General features: G+C 68.9%; 15 protein-coding genes. 11 read left to right on the plus strand and 4 right to left on the minus strand.

Annotation, left to right across the window (positions count from 1 at the left end):
• Position 1: 1 nt before the first annotated feature.
• A complete protein-coding gene (locus ACFXIV_RS20615) occupies positions 2–898 on the minus strand; it encodes an ABC transporter substrate-binding protein (protein ID WP_379394354.1) in 897 nt (298 codons plus the stop codon).
• A gap of 357 nt (positions 899–1,255) precedes the next feature.
• Here ACFXIV_RS20615 and ACFXIV_RS20620 point away from each other — a divergent pair, with 357 nt between their 5' ends.
• From ACFXIV_RS20620 to ACFXIV_RS20630, 3 genes are all read left to right on the plus strand, one after another.
• Positions 1,256–2,233 carry a glycine betaine ABC transporter substrate-binding protein gene (locus ACFXIV_RS20620; protein ID WP_379394081.1) on the plus strand — a complete coding sequence of 326 codons (978 nt, stop codon included), beginning with the start codon at positions 1,256–1,258 and terminating at the stop codon, positions 2,231–2,233.
• Positions 2,234–2,409: 176 nt separating this feature from the next.
• Positions 2,410–3,072 carry a Crp/Fnr family transcriptional regulator gene (locus ACFXIV_RS20625; RefSeq protein ID WP_379394083.1) on the plus strand — a complete coding sequence of 221 codons (663 nt, stop codon included), beginning with the start codon at positions 2,410–2,412 and terminating at the stop codon, positions 3,070–3,072.
• 117 nt (positions 3,073–3,189) lie between these two features.
• Complete coding sequence (locus ACFXIV_RS20630; protein WP_379394085.1) at positions 3,190–3,357, plus strand: hypothetical protein; 168 nt, start codon at positions 3,190–3,192, stop codon at positions 3,355–3,357.
• 9 nt (positions 3,358–3,366) lie between these two features.
• Here ACFXIV_RS20630 and ACFXIV_RS20635 read toward each other — a convergent pair whose 3' ends face one another.
• Positions 3,367–3,993 (minus strand): TetR/AcrR family transcriptional regulator, encoded by a 627-nt coding sequence (locus ACFXIV_RS20635; protein WP_379394087.1) that lies wholly within the window; start codon positions 3,991–3,993, stop codon positions 3,367–3,369.
• 114 nt (positions 3,994–4,107) lie between these two features.
• On the opposite strand from ACFXIV_RS20635, the gene ACFXIV_RS20640 reads away from it, so the two are divergent.
• The 5 genes from ACFXIV_RS20640 (at position 4,108) to ACFXIV_RS20660 (ending at position 11,095) form a co-directional block, all read left to right on the plus strand.
• The gene (locus ACFXIV_RS20640; protein WP_379394089.1) at positions 4,108–5,628 is read left to right on the plus strand and encodes a flavin-containing monooxygenase; all 1,521 of its coding nucleotides are present in this window, start codon (positions 4,108–4,110) and stop codon (positions 5,626–5,628) included.
• A gap of 32 nt (positions 5,629–5,660) precedes the next feature.
• Positions 5,661–6,491: an SDR family NAD(P)-dependent oxidoreductase gene (locus ACFXIV_RS20645; protein WP_379394091.1), complete on the plus strand. Its 831-nt coding sequence runs from the start codon at positions 5,661–5,663 to the stop codon at positions 6,489–6,491.
• Positions 6,492–6,519: 28 nt separating this feature from the next.
• Complete coding sequence (locus tag ACFXIV_RS20650) at positions 6,520–7,434, plus strand: alpha/beta hydrolase (protein WP_379394093.1); 915 nt, start codon at positions 6,520–6,522, stop codon at positions 7,432–7,434.
• 112 nt (positions 7,435–7,546) lie between these two features.
• A complete protein-coding gene (locus tag ACFXIV_RS20655) occupies positions 7,547–9,343 on the plus strand; it encodes an AMP-dependent synthetase/ligase (RefSeq protein WP_379394095.1) in 1,797 nt (598 codons plus the stop codon).
• A 285-nt stretch (positions 9,344–9,628) separates the two neighbouring features.
• Complete coding sequence (locus ACFXIV_RS20660) at positions 9,629–11,095, plus strand: MFS transporter (RefSeq protein WP_379394097.1); 1,467 nt, start codon at positions 9,629–9,631, stop codon at positions 11,093–11,095.
• A 75-nt stretch (positions 11,096–11,170) separates the two neighbouring features.
• Here the strand turns inward: ACFXIV_RS20660 and ACFXIV_RS20665 are convergent, their stop codons facing one another.
• A complete protein-coding gene (locus ACFXIV_RS20665; RefSeq protein WP_379394099.1) occupies positions 11,171–12,070 on the minus strand; it encodes an alpha/beta fold hydrolase in 900 nt (299 codons plus the stop codon).
• Between the two features lie 88 nt (positions 12,071–12,158).
• Here ACFXIV_RS20665 and ACFXIV_RS20670 point away from each other — a divergent pair, with 88 nt between their 5' ends.
• Positions 12,159–12,719, plus strand: a complete 561-nt coding sequence (locus ACFXIV_RS20670) for a CGNR zinc finger domain-containing protein (protein ID WP_379394101.1) — start codon at positions 12,159–12,161, stop codon at positions 12,717–12,719.
• Between the two features lie 112 nt (positions 12,720–12,831).
• Here the strand turns inward: ACFXIV_RS20670 and ACFXIV_RS20675 are convergent, their stop codons facing one another.
• Positions 12,832–13,725: a LysR family transcriptional regulator gene (locus tag ACFXIV_RS20675; protein ID WP_379394103.1), complete on the minus strand. Its 894-nt coding sequence runs from the start codon at positions 13,723–13,725 to the stop codon at positions 12,832–12,834.
• A gap of 77 nt (positions 13,726–13,802) precedes the next feature.
• On the opposite strand from ACFXIV_RS20675, the gene ACFXIV_RS20680 reads away from it, so the two are divergent.
• Entirely contained in the window at positions 13,803–15,209 is a 1,407-nt protein-coding gene (locus ACFXIV_RS20680; protein WP_379394105.1) for an MFS transporter, read from the plus strand.
• A gap of 47 nt (positions 15,210–15,256) precedes the next feature.
• Positions 15,257–16,831 carry a molybdopterin-dependent oxidoreductase gene (locus ACFXIV_RS20685; RefSeq protein WP_379394106.1) on the plus strand — a complete coding sequence of 525 codons (1,575 nt, stop codon included), beginning with the start codon at positions 15,257–15,259 and terminating at the stop codon, positions 16,829–16,831.
• The last annotated feature ends 76 nt before the right edge of the window (positions 16,832–16,907 follow it).

The raw sequence follows: 16,907 nt of genomic DNA on the forward strand, positions 1-16,907 counted from the left end.
CCTAGACGATCGGCTTGTCGAGCCCCTGCGCGGCCACCCACTGCTTGGCGGCGGCGGCCGGTTCGGTCTTGCTGCTGCCGGAGACGGCGGTATTGAGCGAGATGAGTTCGGCGGTGGTCAGTTTCGCCGAGACCGCGTCGAGCACCTTCGTCAGCTTGTCGCTCTTCTTGGCGGTGTTGTAGAGCGGCACCACGTTCTGCGGCGGGAAGTTGTGCTTCGGGTCGGTCAGCACCACCAGGTTGTTGGCGGCGATGGCGGGGGAGGTGGTGAAGATGTCGGCCGCGGTGACCTGGCCCTCGGTCAGCGCCTTCACGGTGGCGGGGCCGCCGCCGTCGGCGATCGGCACGAAGTTCGCGGCCGCGATGTCCAGGCCGTAGTTCTTCTTCAGGCCGGGCAGGCCGCCGGGGCGCTCGGAGAACTCTGCGGGCGCGGCCAATTTCACCTCGGCCGAGTGCGTGGCCAGGTCGGCGATGCTCTTCAGGTTCCACTTGTCGGCGGTGGCCTTGGTGACCACAACGGCGTCGGAGTCCTCACCGGGCGCGGGGGTGCCGATGGCGAGCTGATCGCCGAGCGCCTTGGCCAGTGCCGCGTTCACCTCGTCGGGGGTGGTGGCGGTGCTCGACTTGTCCAGGTACTGCAGCAGATTGCCGGTGTAGTCCGGGATGAGGGTGATGGCGCACTGCTTCAGCGCGGGGACGTAGGCTTCGCGGCTGCCGATATTGAGTTTGGTGTCGATACCGAAACCGTTGGTGCGCAAGGCTTCCGCGTAGACATCGGCCACCGTCTCGGATTCCGGGAAATTGGCCGAGCCGACAGTCACCTTGTTGGCGTCGCTGCCGCAGTCGCCGCCACCGCCGAGCGGATTGGACTTGGAGCCGCCACAGGCGGACAGCGCCATGGCCGCGGCCAGCGCCACCGACGCGGCCAGAATTCGGAGTACGGTCCGGGTGGTGCGCCTGCCGTCGGCGCGGGTGGTGATGAGCGAGTGCACTGTCGTCCTTCCGAGCGGGGTGCCTGCGCGGGCGGGGCGGATTCCACCCCTGAAACAGACTCAACTGTCCATATTGCCCGGCTGTTCCTGCGAACGTTGCCTACCTGTGGTCGGTTTCGTGCATTTGGCGGATACGGTCGAGCCATCCTGCCGGGTCGTTTCCAGCGGCGGAACCTCTCGGCTCGAGCTGCGCGGAACCCCGCGGTGCGCTCATGCGCGGGTCGGTTTCGCACGGGGGAGGGGTGGGGCGGCAGACTGTTGCGCGTGTCCGGCACAGACTCCTCCGCACCGCGCGCCCTCGGCCGTCGCGCCCGCTCGCTCCGCCTCGCGCGGCGGCCCCGCCTCGGGTCGGCGCTGCTGGTCGTCGCGGTCGCCGCGGCGGCGGTGGCCTGCGGCAGCTCGGGCACCGGACCGGTATTGACGGTGGGAGCGGGGAATTCGGCGGAATCGATGATGATCGCCGAGATCTACGCGGGCGCGCTGGCCCGCACCGGACTGCGCACCCGGGTCGAGGATCGGATCGGACAGCGCACGGATCTGCTCGCGGCCCTCGACGCCGACCGGATCGCGCTGTTCGGCGATGTCAGCGGAGATCTGCTGACCGCCCTGAACTCCACCGCGACCGCCACCAAACCGGACGAGGTGAATGCGGCTCTGTCCAAGGCGCTTCCGGAGGGCGTCGTCGACTCCGATGCCGCCGACGGCACCGACCTGCGCCCGACCGTGGTCGCCGCCGCCGCCCGCCCCGACGGCCTGCCGTCCTCGCTGAAGGACCTGGGCGCGCGCTGCGCCGAGCTCACCATCGGCATCGACACCGGCGCGCCGCTGGACGCCCTGCGCGTCCCGCTCGACCCGCAACGCGATGTCCTGGACCCGCTGCGCACCGTCTATCACTGCCCGATCACCCACCCGGTGGTCACCTTCGACACCGACAACGACCTGCGAAAAGCCCTCTCCGACGGGGAAATCCAGCTGGCCGTCCTGCCCGGCCCGCCCGCCTTCCTCCCCGACGGCGGCGCCGACCTCGCCCCACTCGCCGACCCCGACTACGCGTTCCGCGCCGCCATGGTCCTCCCGGTCATCCGCAAATCCGCCCTGACCGACCAGCAACTCCGCAAACTCAACTATGTCGCCGGCGAACTCACCACCACCGACCTGGCCGACATGATCCACCAGGTCCGCGACCAGGGCGCCGTCCCCGCCGCCGTCGCCCGGGTCTGGCTCGACGCGCACGCTCTGTGACCCCCGTCCGGTCGTGAATCCGTAACACCTCGGCGTCCCCTGCGTCGCAACCGGTTTCGCTCGCCTACCGTGGATGGATCGGGGCAGCTTCCCACGGCGGTACGGAACCGGATACGACTGTGAACCCACCAGGCGGCGGGCATCTGGGCGATTGGCCCTGGCCTACGGGGACTTTCATGGAACGGCTGTGTGCGCGCAGCCGCCAGGACCTGCTCCAGCTCGGCGTGCAGACCTACTGCCCGCCGGGCACGGTGCTCATGCGCCAGGGCGAACCCGGCACCACGGTGTACCTGCTGCGCTCGCGGGATCGCACGCTGTCGGCGTGCGTGAAGATCACCGCCGCCGACGGCAAGCTCTTCGCGATCCGCGTCAGCGGCGACGTGATCGGCGAACTGGGTGCGCTGGTACCGGATTCGCCACGGTCCAATACCGCGACGGTGTGCACCGCCACCATCGCGCACCGCATTCCGGGATCGGTGTTCATGGCGTTCCTGGAATCCCATCCGGACGGTTCGCTGGTGCTGTGCCGCTCGCTGGCGGACCGGCTGGCCTGGTCCGATCAGCGGCGCCTGGACTTCGGCGGCTGCCACGTGCACATCCGGCTCGCCCGCCTGCTGGTCGAATTCGTCGAATCCTGCGGGCGGCCTGCGGAAGCGGGGTGGGAGATCACCGTGCGACTGTCCTACGAGGAGCTCGGCAATCTCGTCGGCGCGGGTGTGGACGCGGTGGGGCTGGCCATGCGCGAGATGCGGGAGGCCGACCTGGTGCGCCTCAACAACCGGCACGTCCACGTCCGGGACCTCGAAAAACTGCGTCGATTCGCGGAATTGGATGAATGATTCCCGAAATCCTTCTGAGAGACCTGATTTTTCAGGCGTTCTTACACCCGCACCGTGTCACCCTCGAGGAGTCTCCCCATCATGGATCTGGGGCAAAACCCTCGGGAGGTGTGACCGATGTCGGCACCCGAAATACCGTCCGGATGTACAGCGGTCGACGAGCTCTATCGCGCACTGACCATTGTCCACAGCTCACTGGCGGCCGCGCTCATCGTCGCCGCCGTGACGGGGCGGTGGCCCGACCGGGACGAGCCGGCCATCGCGTTCGCGGTCAGAGTCCGTTAGGTTCCCGCGTCACTGCCGCAGGGCCGCAGCGAGATCCGCGTTGAGAGCCAGGGCCGGGAGGGAGGCGACGAGCATGTCGACCAGGGACTCCCGGGTGATGGGTTCCTCGCGGAGCCAGGTCAGGGTGGTTTCCTCGACGAAGGCGATCCAGCCGCGGACGGCCAGGCCCAGGCGTGGGCGGTCGGGGTCGTCGGCGGGGATGGGGGCCTCGGCGATGATGCGGTCCACCAGGGCCATGCGGGTGGCGTCGACCAGGGCGACCAGTTCGGGGCTGGCGCTGGCCGGGCCGCGGAGCAGGGCCAGGTAGGACGTGCGGTTCTCGGTGACGTAGTCGATGTAGCGCTCGACCGAGTCACGGAGCATGTCGAACAGCGCCAGCGTCGGGTCGGGCGAGGTGCGTTCCAGCAGTTCGGCATTGGCGTGCTGGATGATCGCCAGGTGGAAATCCTGCTTGGTGGGGAAGTAGTGGAACAGTAGGCCGCGCGAGATGCCGGCCTGCTCGGCGATCTCGCCGATGGAGATGTCGTCCAGGGCACGCTCACCCAGCATGCGGGCGCCGAGTGTGATCAACTGCTCGCGACGTTCGCCGGGGCTCAGGCGCACGCGTTTGCCCCGGCTGTCCGGTCTGCTGCTCACGGCGCGCTCCTTGGTCATCGGTCCAACGTCAGGCCATCTTGTCATGTCTCAGGTCTTACTGAACGTGAGTCAATACTGTTGACTCCCGCTCAATAAGACCCTACGCTCGGATACATGAGTCGCAAGGTTACAGACAAAGCTGTCGGCAACCGGCCGGTCCGGCACTCCCGCGTGATCATCGTCGGCAGCGGGTTCTCGGGCCTGGGCCTGGCCATCCGGCTGAGCCAGCAGGGGCGCACCGATTACCTCGTGCTGGAGCGTGGCAGCGATGTCGGCGGCACCTGGCGCGACAACACCTACCCGGGCGCGGCCTGCGACGTGCCCTCCCAGCTGTACTCCTACTCGTTCGCGCTCAACCCGGAGTGGTCCCGCTCGTTCTCCAAGCAGCCGGAGATCCAGCGCTACATCCAGGGCGTCGCCGACAAGTACGGCGTGCGCGACCGGCACATCTTCGACTGCGAGATGACCGGCGCCCGGTGGAACGCCGAAGACGCCCGCTGGGAGATCCAGACCAGCCAGGGCCCCTTCACCGCCGACATCCTGGTCTCCGCCGTCGGCGCGCTCTGCGAGCCCAACCTGCCGGATATCAAGGGCATCAACGACTTCCAGGGCGAGATCTTCCACTCCGCCCGCTGGAACCACGACTCCGATCTGACCGGCAAGCGCGTCGCCGTCATCGGCACCGGCGCCTCCGCCATCCAGATCGTCCCCAGCATCGCCGGCCAGGTCGCGCACCTGGACGTGTATCAGCGCACCGCGCCCTGGCTGCTGCCCCGCGTGGACCGCGAGTACCTGGCCCCGGAGAAGTTCGCGCTCAAGCACATTCCCGCGCTGCGCAGCCTCTACCGGGCCGGGATCTACGCCGCCCGCGAGACCCAGGTGGTCGGGCTGGCCAAGTTCCCGCCCGCCATGCTCGGCCTCGAGGCCATCGCCCGCGCCAAGCTGTTCGCCGAGGTGCGCGATCCGGAGCTGCGCCGCAAGGTCACCCCGAACTTCCGCATCGGCTGCAAGCGCATGCTGATCTCCAACGAGTACTACCCGGCGCTGAGCCGCGACAATGTCGACGTGGTGACCGACGGGATCAAGGAGATCCGCCCGGGCGCCATCGTCACCAAGGACGGCACCGAGCGCGAGGTCGACGCCATCATCGTGGCCACCGGCTTCCATGTCACCGACTCGCCGGTCTACGACACCGTCACCGGCCGCGACGGCCGCACGCTCTCCGAGGTCTTCGACGCCATCGGCCAGCAGGGCTACAAGGGCTCGGCCATCAACAACTACCCCAACATGTTCTTCATGCTGGGCCCGAACGTCGGCCTGGGGCACACCTCGATGGTGTTCATGCTGGAATCGCAGATCAACTACATCTCCGACGCCATCGCGCAGTTCGACAAGCTGGGCCTGCGGACCGTCGAGGTCCGCAGGGACGTGCAGGACGAATACAACGCCGGCCTGCAGCGCAAACTGGAAGGTGCGGTGTGGAGCACCGGCGGCTGCGCCTCCTGGTATCTCGACAAGCACGGCAACAACACCACACTGTGGCCGGATTTCACCTTCCGGTTCCGCACTCTGCTCGAGCACTTCGATGTCTCGGCGTACGACACGACCACCGAGCCTGTCGCACAGGCCGACTAGTCACCCAACCCAGACAACCGAAGGCGGTAACCGTGAGCAATGACGCTTACTTCAAGGACAAGGTCTGCGTGATCACCGGTGCGGGTTCCGGCATCGGCCGCGCCCTGGCGGAGAACCTGGCCCGGCGCGGCGCGCACCTGGCGCTGTCCGACATCGACGCCGAGGGCCTCGCCGAAACCGTGCGACGCTGCGAGAAGTACGGCGTCGAGATCAAATCCGACCCGCTCAACGTCGCCGAGCGCGAGGCCGTGCTGGTCTACGCCGATGAGGTGAAGAAGCACTTCGGCAAGGTCAACCAGATCTACAACAATGCCGGCATCGCCCACCACGGCGATGTGCTCGACACCGCCTTCAAGGACATCGAGCGCATCATGGACGTCGACTTCTGGGGCGTCGTGAACGGCACCAAGGCGTTCCTGCCGTTCCTCATCGAATCCGGCGACGGCCACGTGGTGAACGTGTCCAGCCTCTTCGGCCTGATCGCGGTCCCCGGCCAGAGTGCCTACAACTCGGCCAAATTCGCGGTCCGCGGCTTCACCGAGGCGCTGCGCCAGGAAATGCTCATGAACGGCACCCCGGTCAAGGTGACCTGTGTGCACCCCGGCGGCATCAAGACCGCCGTCGCCCGCAATGCCACCGTCGCCGAGGGCCTCAACCAGAAGAACGTGGCCGCCCTCTTCGACAGCAAGCTGGCCCTGCACACCCCGGAAATGGCCGCGCAGACCATTACCGAGGCCGTCCGCAAGGGCCACGGCCGGGTGCTCATCGGCTGGGAGGCCAAGGCCCTCGACCTGTTCGTGCGCACCACCGCCTCGTACTACCAGCGCATCTCCGCCGTGGTGCAGAAGCGCTTCCTGCCGTAAGCCAGAGACGAATAGAGGACGCTCGGTCATGCCCGATGTGACACTGCCGTTGCCCATCGTCCGCGCCGCGTTGAATCCGCTCTTCCGGATCGTGCTCAACCACCGGCTGCCATTCAGTGTCCAACGGGCGCTGATGGATTGGGGCTCGGTGGCGCAGCGCGCGCCGCGGGGCACCCACGTGGAGCACGTCGAACTCGGTGGCCGCCCGGCCGAACGCGTGACGGTCGGGCCGGTCTCCGACAACGCCACCGTGCTGTACCTGCACGGCGGCGGTTACACCGTCTGCTCGCCGGCCACGCACCGGTCGCTGGCGGCCTATCTGGCACGGGAAACCGGTTGCGCCGTCCAGGTTCTGGACTACCGGCTGGCTCCCGAGCACCCGTTCCCGGCGGCGCTCGACGATGCCGAGGCGGCCTTCCTGGACCTGGTGGCGGCCGGCTATCGGCCGGAACGCATTGCGGTGGCCGGTGATTCGGCCGGCGGCGGGCTCTCGCTGGCGCTGGCGCTGCGGCTGCGCGACCGGCACCGGCTGGTACCGGCCGCACTCGGCCTGATCGCGCCCTGGGCCGACCCGAACGAGCTACCGGTCCGGAACCGCGATCTGGTCATCAACAAGCCGTGGTCGCGGGCCTGTGCCGCCGCCTATCTGGGTGCGGGCGACGGCACCGACACCGGATACGCGCCGCTGCTCGCCGACCTGTCCGGGCTGCCGCCGACCTATGTCCAGGCCGACGTGGACGAACTGCTGCACGCCCAGTGCACGCGGCTGGTCGCGCAGCTGCGAGCGGTCGGGGTGCCGGCCGAGTTCACCGAGACCCGCGGACTGTGGCACGTCGCCCAGTTGCAGGCGAGTCTCGTGGCCCCCGCCGCGGCCGTGACCGTCGAGCTCGGACAGTTCCTCCGGCACGCCCTTCGACCAGCGCAGAGCCGGTCAATAGGATAGGGAAAAGACATAACGCGGGACCGTCCGACAACCGGTTCGGGCGGTCCGCCGGGAGTTACCTGTGAGCGTGGCGTAGATTACCCGCCAGTAAACCCACTGTGGAAGGGCAGCGATGCGAGAGTTCGAAGTCCCGGCTACCTACACCATTCCGGAGAACGCCAACATGTCGGACGGCGCGTTCCGGCATGCGGAGAAGACCCCCAACCTGGTCGTCTTCAATACCCCGGATGGCAAGGGTGGCTGGAACGACGTCACGGCGGCGACGTTCGCGAAGACCGTGACCGAGGTGGCCAAGGGCCTGGTGGCCTCCGGCGTCGAGCTCGGTGACCGCGTCGCCATCATGGCCCAGACCAGCTACGAGTGGGTCGTGCTCGACTTCGCCATCTGGGCGGCCGGTGGCTGCACCGTCGCCATCTACGACTCCTCCTCCGCCGAGCAGGCGCGCTGGATCCTCGAGGACTCGGCCACCAAGCTCACTGTCGTCCAGAACGACAAGCACCGCGCCACCATCGCGGAAATCGAAGGCGGACTGGGCAATCTGAAGGAAGTCCTGCAGATCGACAAGGGCGCCATCGCCGACCTCGTCGCCCGCGGCACCGACCTCGACGACGCCGTCGTGCACGAGCGCCGAGCCCAGGTGAAGGCCGCCTCCCCGGCGACCCTCATCTACACCTCCGGCACCACCGGCCGGCCCAAGGGCGTCATGCTCTCGCACGCCAACCTGTACGCCGAGTCGGCCGCCGACCGCTCCGCCATGAGCGAGTTCCTGCTGCCCGGCCGCAAGTCGCTGCTGTTCCTGCCGCTGGCCCACGTCTTCGCCCGCGCGGTCGCGCTGGCCGCCTTCGACGCCGGTGTCACCGTGGCCCACACCGCCGACTGGTCCACCCTGGTCGAGCAGTTCGGGCAGTACAAGCCGAACTTCATCCTCTCGGTGCCGCGTGTCTTCGAGAAGGTGTTCAACGGCGCCAAGCAGAAGGCGCACGACGGCGGCAAGGGCAAGATCTTCGACTACGCCACCGAGATCGCCATCCAGTACAGCCAGTCGCTGGAGAACGGCGGCCCGAACATCGTGCTCAAGCTGCAGCACATGGTGTTGGACAAGCTGGTCTTCGCCAAGCTGCGCGAGGCCATGGGCGGTCAGTGCGAGTCCGCCGTCTCCGGCGGCGGCCCGCTGGGCGCGCGCCTCGGCCACTACTTCCGCGGCGCGGGCGTCACCATCTACGAGGGCTACGGTCTCACCGAGTCCACCGCCGCCGTCAGCGTGAACACCCCCAAGTTCATCAAGGTCGGTTCGGTCGGCCGCCCGCTGCCCGGCCACGGCGCCAAGGTCGCCGAGGACGGCGAGCTGCTCATCCGCGGTCCGGTCGTGTTCGGCGGCTACTGGAACAACCCCGAGGCCAGCGCCGACGCCTTCGACGCCGACGGCTGGTTCAAGACCGGCGACCTCGGCGCCATCGACGAGCAGGGCTTCGTCTCGATCACCGGCCGTAAGAAGGAAATCCTGGTCACCGCCGGCGGCAAGAACGTCTCCCCGGCCATGCTCGAGGACTCGCTGCGCCAGAACGCGCTGATCAGCCAGGTCATGGTGGTCGGCGATGGCCAGCCCTTCATCGGCGCCCTCGTCACCCTCGACCCGGAAGCCCTGCCGGCGTGGAAGGCGCGCAACGGGATTCCCGCCGACACCCCGATCGAGCACGTCATCGAGAACCCGGCCCTGGTCGGCGAGATCAATGACGCGGTCGCGGCCACCAACAAGCTGGTGTCGCACGCCGAGGCGATCAAGAAGGTCCGCATCCTCCCGGTCGACTGGACCCAGGAGGGCGGCGAGCTCACCCCGAAGCTGTCGCTGAAGCGTGCCGTCGTCATGAAGCAGTACGCGGCCGACGTGGACGCGATCTACAACTCCTGATCGGCTCCGGAGACATCCGGAAAGGCAAGGGGCCCGCGGATTTCCGCGGGCCCTTCGCGTTTCCGGGTCACGTGAATAACGAATCCTCGTGATGTGGCGGCCCGGTGTTTACCGGAAGCATTGATGCCATGAGCGACAACGGGATCGGCCACACCGCCTCGTGATCCCGGCTCGCGGATCCGGCGTCCTTCTGCCGGTCCCGGGTCGCGCTCCGGCATATCCTCGAAACTAGTTGCTTAGAAACTAGTGTTGTGGATACTATTGCTCCATCGAAAGGAGCCTGCAATGTCCACCGCCACCGCCCTCACACCGCCCGTCACGGCCGTATCCACACCAGTCGCCACACCCGCCCGCCGGTGGCTGGGGCTGTCCGCGATCATCGGCGCGACGCTGATGAACATGCTCGACACCAATGTCGTGAACGTCGCGCTGCCGATGATCCGACGCGATCTGGGCGGCAGCTACGCCACGATGCAGTGGATCGCCGCGGCCTACACGCTGGTACTGGCGGTCGGGCTGCTGACCGGTGGACGGCTCGGCGACCTGTTCGGGCGCCGGCGGATGTTCCTCGGCGGCACAGTCGGATTCGTGCTCGCCTCGGTGGCCTGCTCGCTGGCCGCCTCGCCGGAGGCGCTGATCGGTGGGCGGGTCGCGCAGGCCGCGGCGGCCGCGGTGATGGTGCCGCAGTGCCTGGGGATGATCCGGGATCTGTTCCCCGACACCGCGGATCAGCCCCGGGCATGGGCGGCGTTCGGCACCACCCTCGGCGTCGCGAGCATTCTCGGGCCGATCGTCGCCGGGCTGCTCATCAAGGTGGATCTGCTCGGCACCGGCTGGCGGTCGATCTTCTGGATCAATGTGCCGCTCGGGCTCTTCGCCCTGATCGGGGGTATCGCGGCGCTGCCCCGGCGCGGCGGGGACCGCACCGGCGGGCTCGATCTGCTCGGTGTCGTCCTGGCCGGTTCGGGTGTCGGGCTGCTGATCTATCCGCTCATGCAGGGGCGTGAGCACGGCTGGCCGGCCTGGAGCCTGATCATGCCGGTGATCGGTGTCGCGGTGCTCGGGACCTTCGTTGCGCAGCAGCGGTTCCGGACCGCCGCCGGCCGGACGCCGCTGGTGCGGCTGAGTGTGTTCGGGCGCCGGTCCTACAGTGCCGGAGTGCTTTTCGAGACGGTGTTCTTCATCGGCATCATCGGCTTCTCGCTCGGCCTCGGTCTGATGCTGCAGCTCGGCTTCGGTTACAGCCCGATCGGCGCGAGCATCGCCATGGCGGCCTGGGCCCTCGGCTCCTTCTTCGGTTCCGCCATCGGCGCGGAGGCCCCGAAGCTGGGTCGCAAGGTGCTGCACCTGGGCGTCGGCATCATGACCGCCGGACTGGCCGGCCTGTACGCGGTGCTGCACCTGGTCCGCACCGGCCTGAACGCCTGGGAGCTGGCGGGTCCGCTGCTGGTCGTCGGATTCGGTATGGGCATGGTGTTCGTCCCGATGTTCAGCATCATCATCGGCGAGATCGAGGACGACGAGGTCGGCTCGGCCTCGGGCCTGCTCGAATCGGTGCAGCAGCTGGCCGGCGCGCTCGGCGTCGCGGTGCTGGGCACCGTGTTCTTCAACCGCTTCACCCACCTCGGCGGCACCCCGCGCGGCAATGCGCTGATCGGCATGGAGCACGTCACGCTCGTCGGCATCGGGCTCGGCGTCACGGCCTTCTGCCTGGCCTTCCTGCTCCCGCACGCGCCGCGCGAGGCCCACTGATCCACGCCGCCAACATCATTCGACAGGCCCCGCCCGCGCGGGGCCTGTCGTGTTGGCGGGGCGAGGTTCCTCGCGTCACCGTGCGGGTGTGGGTAGGCGGTCGAGGAAATCGGCGATGAGCCCGGCGATTTCGGAGACATGGGTTTCCAGGGCGAAGTGGCCCGTATCGAACAGGTGGAGTTCGGCATCGGGGAGGTCGGCCAGGTAGGCGTGCGCGCCCGGGGCGGGGAAGAAGGGGTCGTTCGCGCCCCACGTGATGAGGGTGGGGGGAGTGTAGGTGCGGAGCCAGGACTGCCATTCGGGGTAGCGGGCCACGTTCGACTTGTAGTCGAAGGCCAGGGCCACCTGGGCTTCCTTGCGACCGGGGAGATCGAGGTAGTGCTGGTCCAGGGTCCAGGCATCGGGGTCGAGCAGGGCCGGGTCGGGGACGCCGGTTTCGTATTGGCCGCGGGTGCCCTCGAGGGTGAGCAGGCCGCGGATGACCTCCTCGTCGCCCTCATGGTCGGGGCGCAGGGCCACGAAACCCTGTGCGGCCTCGGACAAACCGGCTTCGTAGGCATTGCCGTTCTGGACGATGAGACCGGTGATCCACTCCGGGTGCCGGGCGGCCAGGCGCAGGCCGATGGGCGCCCCGAAGTCGAAGATGTACATGGCGAAGCTGGTCAGGCCCAGCCGCTGGACGAAACCCTCGGTGATGTTGGCCAGGTGGTCGAAGCTGTAGTCGAAATCCGCGGGGGCGTCAGTGTTTCCGAAACCGGGATAGTCGGGAGCGATGAGGCGGTAGCGGTCGCCCAGGGCGTCGATGAGGCGGCGGAACTGGTGGGACGCGGTGGGAAAACCGTGCAGTAGCAACAGGACCGGGGCGTCCGCGCGGGCGGGCGCCGACTCCCGGTAGAAGACCTCGACGCCATCGACCTCGAGGCGGCCGTGCCGGACGGTGGAGAGCGGGTGCAGGACCTGGGGGAGTGCGCTCACGGCTTCACATGCTTTCTGTCGGCGATGTTGCATTAGTTCTACGCCGATTCCGGCTAATGTGTCAACGGCTCGAGGTAGCATTAGCGACGTGGCTGATCTCGAACCGTTGATCGGTGAACCTCTCGCTCTGGACCTGGTGAACACCCGGCCCACCGGTGCCGACCTGCTGGAAACCCCTGAGCAGCTGGCGGATTGGCTGCGCCTGGAGGCCGATCGCCTACCCGAGCCGCCGCCGCAGCGCCTCACCGGTGCCGACCTGGCCGCCGTCCACGCGGTGCGCGACCACACCGCCGCGGCGCTGGACGCGATGCTGCACGGCCACCGCCCGCCGGCTGCCGCACTGCGCGGCCTCGCCGAGGCGCAATCGGCCGCACCCGCCATTCGCCGCCTGGACTGGAACGGCGATGCCGTCACCGAAACCGTGGCGCGTCTCGGCGATCCGGGCGCCCGGCTGGCCGCGCACCTGGCCGATGCCGCTGCGACCCTGCTCACCGATCCGGCCATCGATCGCCTGCGGCAGTGCGGTGCGGAGGACTGCGTCATGCTCTTCCTGCCCGCGCATCCGCGCCGCCAGTGGTGCTCGCCCGAGCGGTGCGGCAACCGCGTCCGGGTCGCCCGCTACTACCAGCGCCACCGGGCCACCGACTGATTCACCGAATTCCGCGCCGGTTCACGCGAAGTTCCCGGGCGGGGGCCGATGATTTTCGCGTGGCCACTCTTCAATGGCAATGCCGAAGAGGCCATCACCGCGCAGAGGTGATTCACCCCGGCGCGCCGGGTCGGTCCTTCGCGAAGCGGTCGGCCGCGAGTTCGCGAAAACGCCTGGCGGCCAGCGGCAGATAGGCATCCGTGCGCCAAACGAGGTGCAGGGTGCGGCGACAGTAGACGTCGTCGAGATGCAGCCAGGCCACCGCCGGGCCGGAGTAATCGCGCGCCATGGCCGGGAGCAGGCCGATGCCGAAGCCGGTGGCGATCAGGCCACGGATCGCGGACGGCTCGTCGCCTTCGCAGACGATCGTGGGGCGCAGCCCGGCGCGGGCGAAGACGCGATCCAGCACGGTGCGTTGCCAGTAGTCGGGTGAGGTCGTGATGAAGGGTTCGGTCGCCAGCTCGGCGACGGTGACCCGATCCCGGTCGGCGAGCCGGTGGCCGGGCGAAACGGCCAGCAGCACTTCCTCGTCCAGCAATTCCTGCCCGGCCAGGCCGGGTGCGTCCGGTGTCAGCGACACCACCCCGAGGTCGAGGTCGCCGGCCGCCAGCCGGGCCGACACCTGCGCGGCGGTGCCCGAGAACAGCTGAACGCGCACACCGGGATACGCTTGCAGGAAGTCCGCGATCACATTCTGGACGACGCGCAGATTCTCCGCCCCGATCGTGATCGCACCCCGCTCCAGCCCGGCCAGATCGTCGAGCTCCCGGCGGGCGCCGTCGAGTTCGTCCAGGGCTCGATCCACCCGCGCGAGGAAGGCCGCGCCGAAGCGGTTCAGCCGCAGCCGCCGTCCCTGCCGGTCGAAAAGTGGTACGCCCAGCTCGTTTTCGAGCCGGGTGATGGTCCGGCTCAGCGAGGGCTGGGCCACCCGGAGTTCCTCCGCCACCCGGGTGATGTTCTCGGTGCGGGCCACCATCCGGAAATAGCGCAGCTGCAGTAGATCCACGCTTATAACTCTAGAGGCACTGGCGTATAGCACTTTTGGTCGTGGAAGCTATGACCGGGCAGTCCTACCGTTCGACTATGACCGCATTGCACGTTCCCGCCCGTCCCGAAGCTCCCACGGCCGCAGCCAATCCCTGGATCACGCTGGTGGCCGTCACCGGCGGTCAGTTCCTGGCCGTCCTGTCCACCACCGTCATGAGCGTGGCGCTGCCGACCATCGGCCGTGACCTGCACGCGGACGCCACCGCCACCGAGTGGATCGTCAATGCCTACGTCCTGGTCTACGCCAGCCTGCTGATGCTCAGCGGCGGACTCGGCGACCGGTTCGGCCGCAAGGGCGTCTTCCTCCTGGGCATGCTGACCTTCGCAGTCGGCGCGCTGATCGCGGGCCTGGCACCGAACGTCCCGATGCTGTTGGCGGGCCGCGTGATTCAGGGCGTCGGCCCCGCCCTGCTGGTGCCCACCAGCCTCGCCGTCGTCCGTGCCGCCTTCCCCGACGAACGCGAGCGCGCGGTCGCGATCGGGGCCTGGTCGACCTCGTCCGGCCTGGCGCTGGCAGTGGGGCCGATTCTGGGCGGTGTCGTCGTGACGGGATTGGGCTGGCGCTGGGTGCTGCTGCTGAACGTGCCGCTGGTCGCCGTGTTCGCGACGGTCGCCGCGCTGGTCGTGCCGCGCCTGCCCCGCACACCGGCCACCGGCCGGTTCGACTGGCAGGGCGCGCTCCTGACCACGACGGCCATCGCCGCGCTCTCGTTCGGATTGATCGAGGGCCGCGGTCAGGGCTGGGCCTCCGCGCCGATCCTGGCCGCGTTCGGGCTGGCCGCCGTCGCCGCGGTGGTGTTCGTGCGCTGGGAGCGGCGGCACGCCGATCCGCTGGTGGATCTCACGCTGTTCGGCCACCGCGGATTCGCCGCCGCGAACCTGGCCGGTGCGGTGGCGTTCTTCGCCTTCGTCGGGCTGATCGTGTACCTGAGCGCGTATTTCCAGCAGGTGCAGGGACATTCGGCGGTCCGGGCCGGGCTCGATGTGTGCGCCATCGGCGTCGCGTTCGCGCTGGCGACGCCACTGTCCGGACGACTGGTCGGCCGCTTCGGCCCCCGGATTCCCATGGTGACCGGACTGACCCTCGGCGGTCTGGCCGTCGCGGGCCTGCTGACCGTGCAGCGCGACACCGGCATCGGCTCGATCTGGTGGATGCTCGCGGTGGGCGGCTTCGGCATCGGGCTGTGCCTGACCCCGATGACCGCGACCGTACTGGCCGCCGTGCATCCGCACCGCGCGGGCATGGCCTCCTCGGTGCACAATGCGCTGCGGCAGCTGGGCCAGGTGCTCGGGGTCGCGGTGCTGGGCGCGCTGGCCTATTCGGGACCGGCCCTGACCGTGACCGGCCTGCACCACGCCTTCGCGGTGGCGGGCGGCAGTCTGCTGGTCATGGCCGTGATCGCCGCCGTGGCGCTGCGGACCCCGGGCGTCACGCTTCCGTAATCCTTCGAGCCGTTCCATGGGCCGACCCGCGCAGTAGGGTCGGTTTCGTGGCGGATCGCGGATTACGGACGGCTGGCGGAATTGTCGCCGGCGGCGTCACCCTGGGTGTGGCGGAGCTGGTGTCAGTGCTGGTCAGCCCCGACAGCACGCCCTTGCAGGCGGTCGGAGCGTGGATCGTCGACCACACGCCGGACGGGTTCCGGGAGTGGATCATCGGCCTGGTCGGCACCAATGACAAAGTGCTGCTGTTCGTGTGCATGGGTGTGGTCGCGGTGGTGCTGGCCGCGGTCGCCGGGATCGTGGAGCGGGAGCGGCGGCCGTTCGGGTCGATCCTGTTCGCGATGTTCGGGCTGCTGTCCACCATCGCCGCGCTCGGTCGCCCCAATGCGACCTGGACCTGGGCCTTGCCTTCCATTCTCGGCATGGTCGCCGGAATCCTGGTGTTGCGCAGCCTGATCGGCCGGGTCACCCGGTTCGGCGAATTCACCGCGACCGCCGCGGACGCGGAAACCGCCGAGCCGCAGCGGCTTTCGCCCGCCGAGCTGGCGGTGGAGCGGCGGCTGGTGGTGCGCGGGATCGTGATCACGGGCGTGGCCGCGGCGGTCGGCGGCATCGCGGGACGGATCATCGGGCTGCGGTCGCGGGATGTGTCGGCCGAGCGCGCGGATGTGCAACTGCCGACGCCCACCGGCGCGGAGCCGTCGATCGAGCCCGGCGCGGACCTGCAGATTCCGGGCCTGACGCCGTATCTCACCTCGAACGCCGACTTCTATCGCATCGACACCGCTCTCACCGTGCCGCAGGTCAGCAAGGACGACTGGTCACTGCGCATCCACGGCATGGTCGATCGCGAGATCCGTTTGAGCTACGCCGATCTCGCCGCCAAGACCCCCATCGAACGGCTGGTCACGCTGGCCTGCGTGTCCAATCCGGTCGGCGGCGATCTGATCAGCAATGCCCGCTGGCTCGGCTATCGGCTCGACGAGCTGATCACCGCGGCCGGACCGCACCCCGACGCCGACATGGTGCTCTCGCACAGCATCGACGGCTTCACCGCGGGCAGCCCGCTCGCCGTGCTGATGGACGGCCGCGACGCCATGCTGGCCGTCGGCATGAACGGCGAACCGCTGCCCACCGCGCACGGCTATCCCGCGCGGCTGGTGGTGCCCGGGCTGTACGGCTACGTGTCGGCCACCAAGTGGGTGACCGAACTGGAGATCACCAGATTCGATCGCGCCGAAGCGTTCTGGACCAAGCGCGGCTGGTCGGCCAAGGGCCCGATCAAGACCGAATGCCGCATCGACACCCCCCGCGGCCGCGGCACCATCGCCCCGGGCAAGGTCACCATCGCGGGCGTGGCGTGGGCGCAGCATCGCGGCATTCGCGGCGTGGAAGTCCGCATCGATCAAGGGGATTGGCGGCCCGCCCGGCTGGCGGTGGCCCCGTCCATCGACACCTGGGTGCAGTGGGCCTACGACTGGGACGCCACCGGCAGCAGCGGCGTGCACACGGTGTGGGCGCGCGCGACCGACGGCACCGGGGAGACCCAGACCGACAAGGAACAGGACGTCGTGCCCGACGGCGCGACCGGATATCCCTCGCTCACCGTGCGAATCGGCTGAGGGCACAGCGGAATCCAGCGAGCCTGCCGCGCCGACCGCACAGACAGCGCTGCCCGCCGGGAAAGCCCCGGCGGAC

The sequence above is a fragment of the Nocardia sp. NPDC059236 genome, from assembly GCF_042754085.1.
Classification (GTDB): domain Bacteria; phylum Actinomycetota; class Actinomycetes; order Mycobacteriales; family Mycobacteriaceae; genus Nocardia.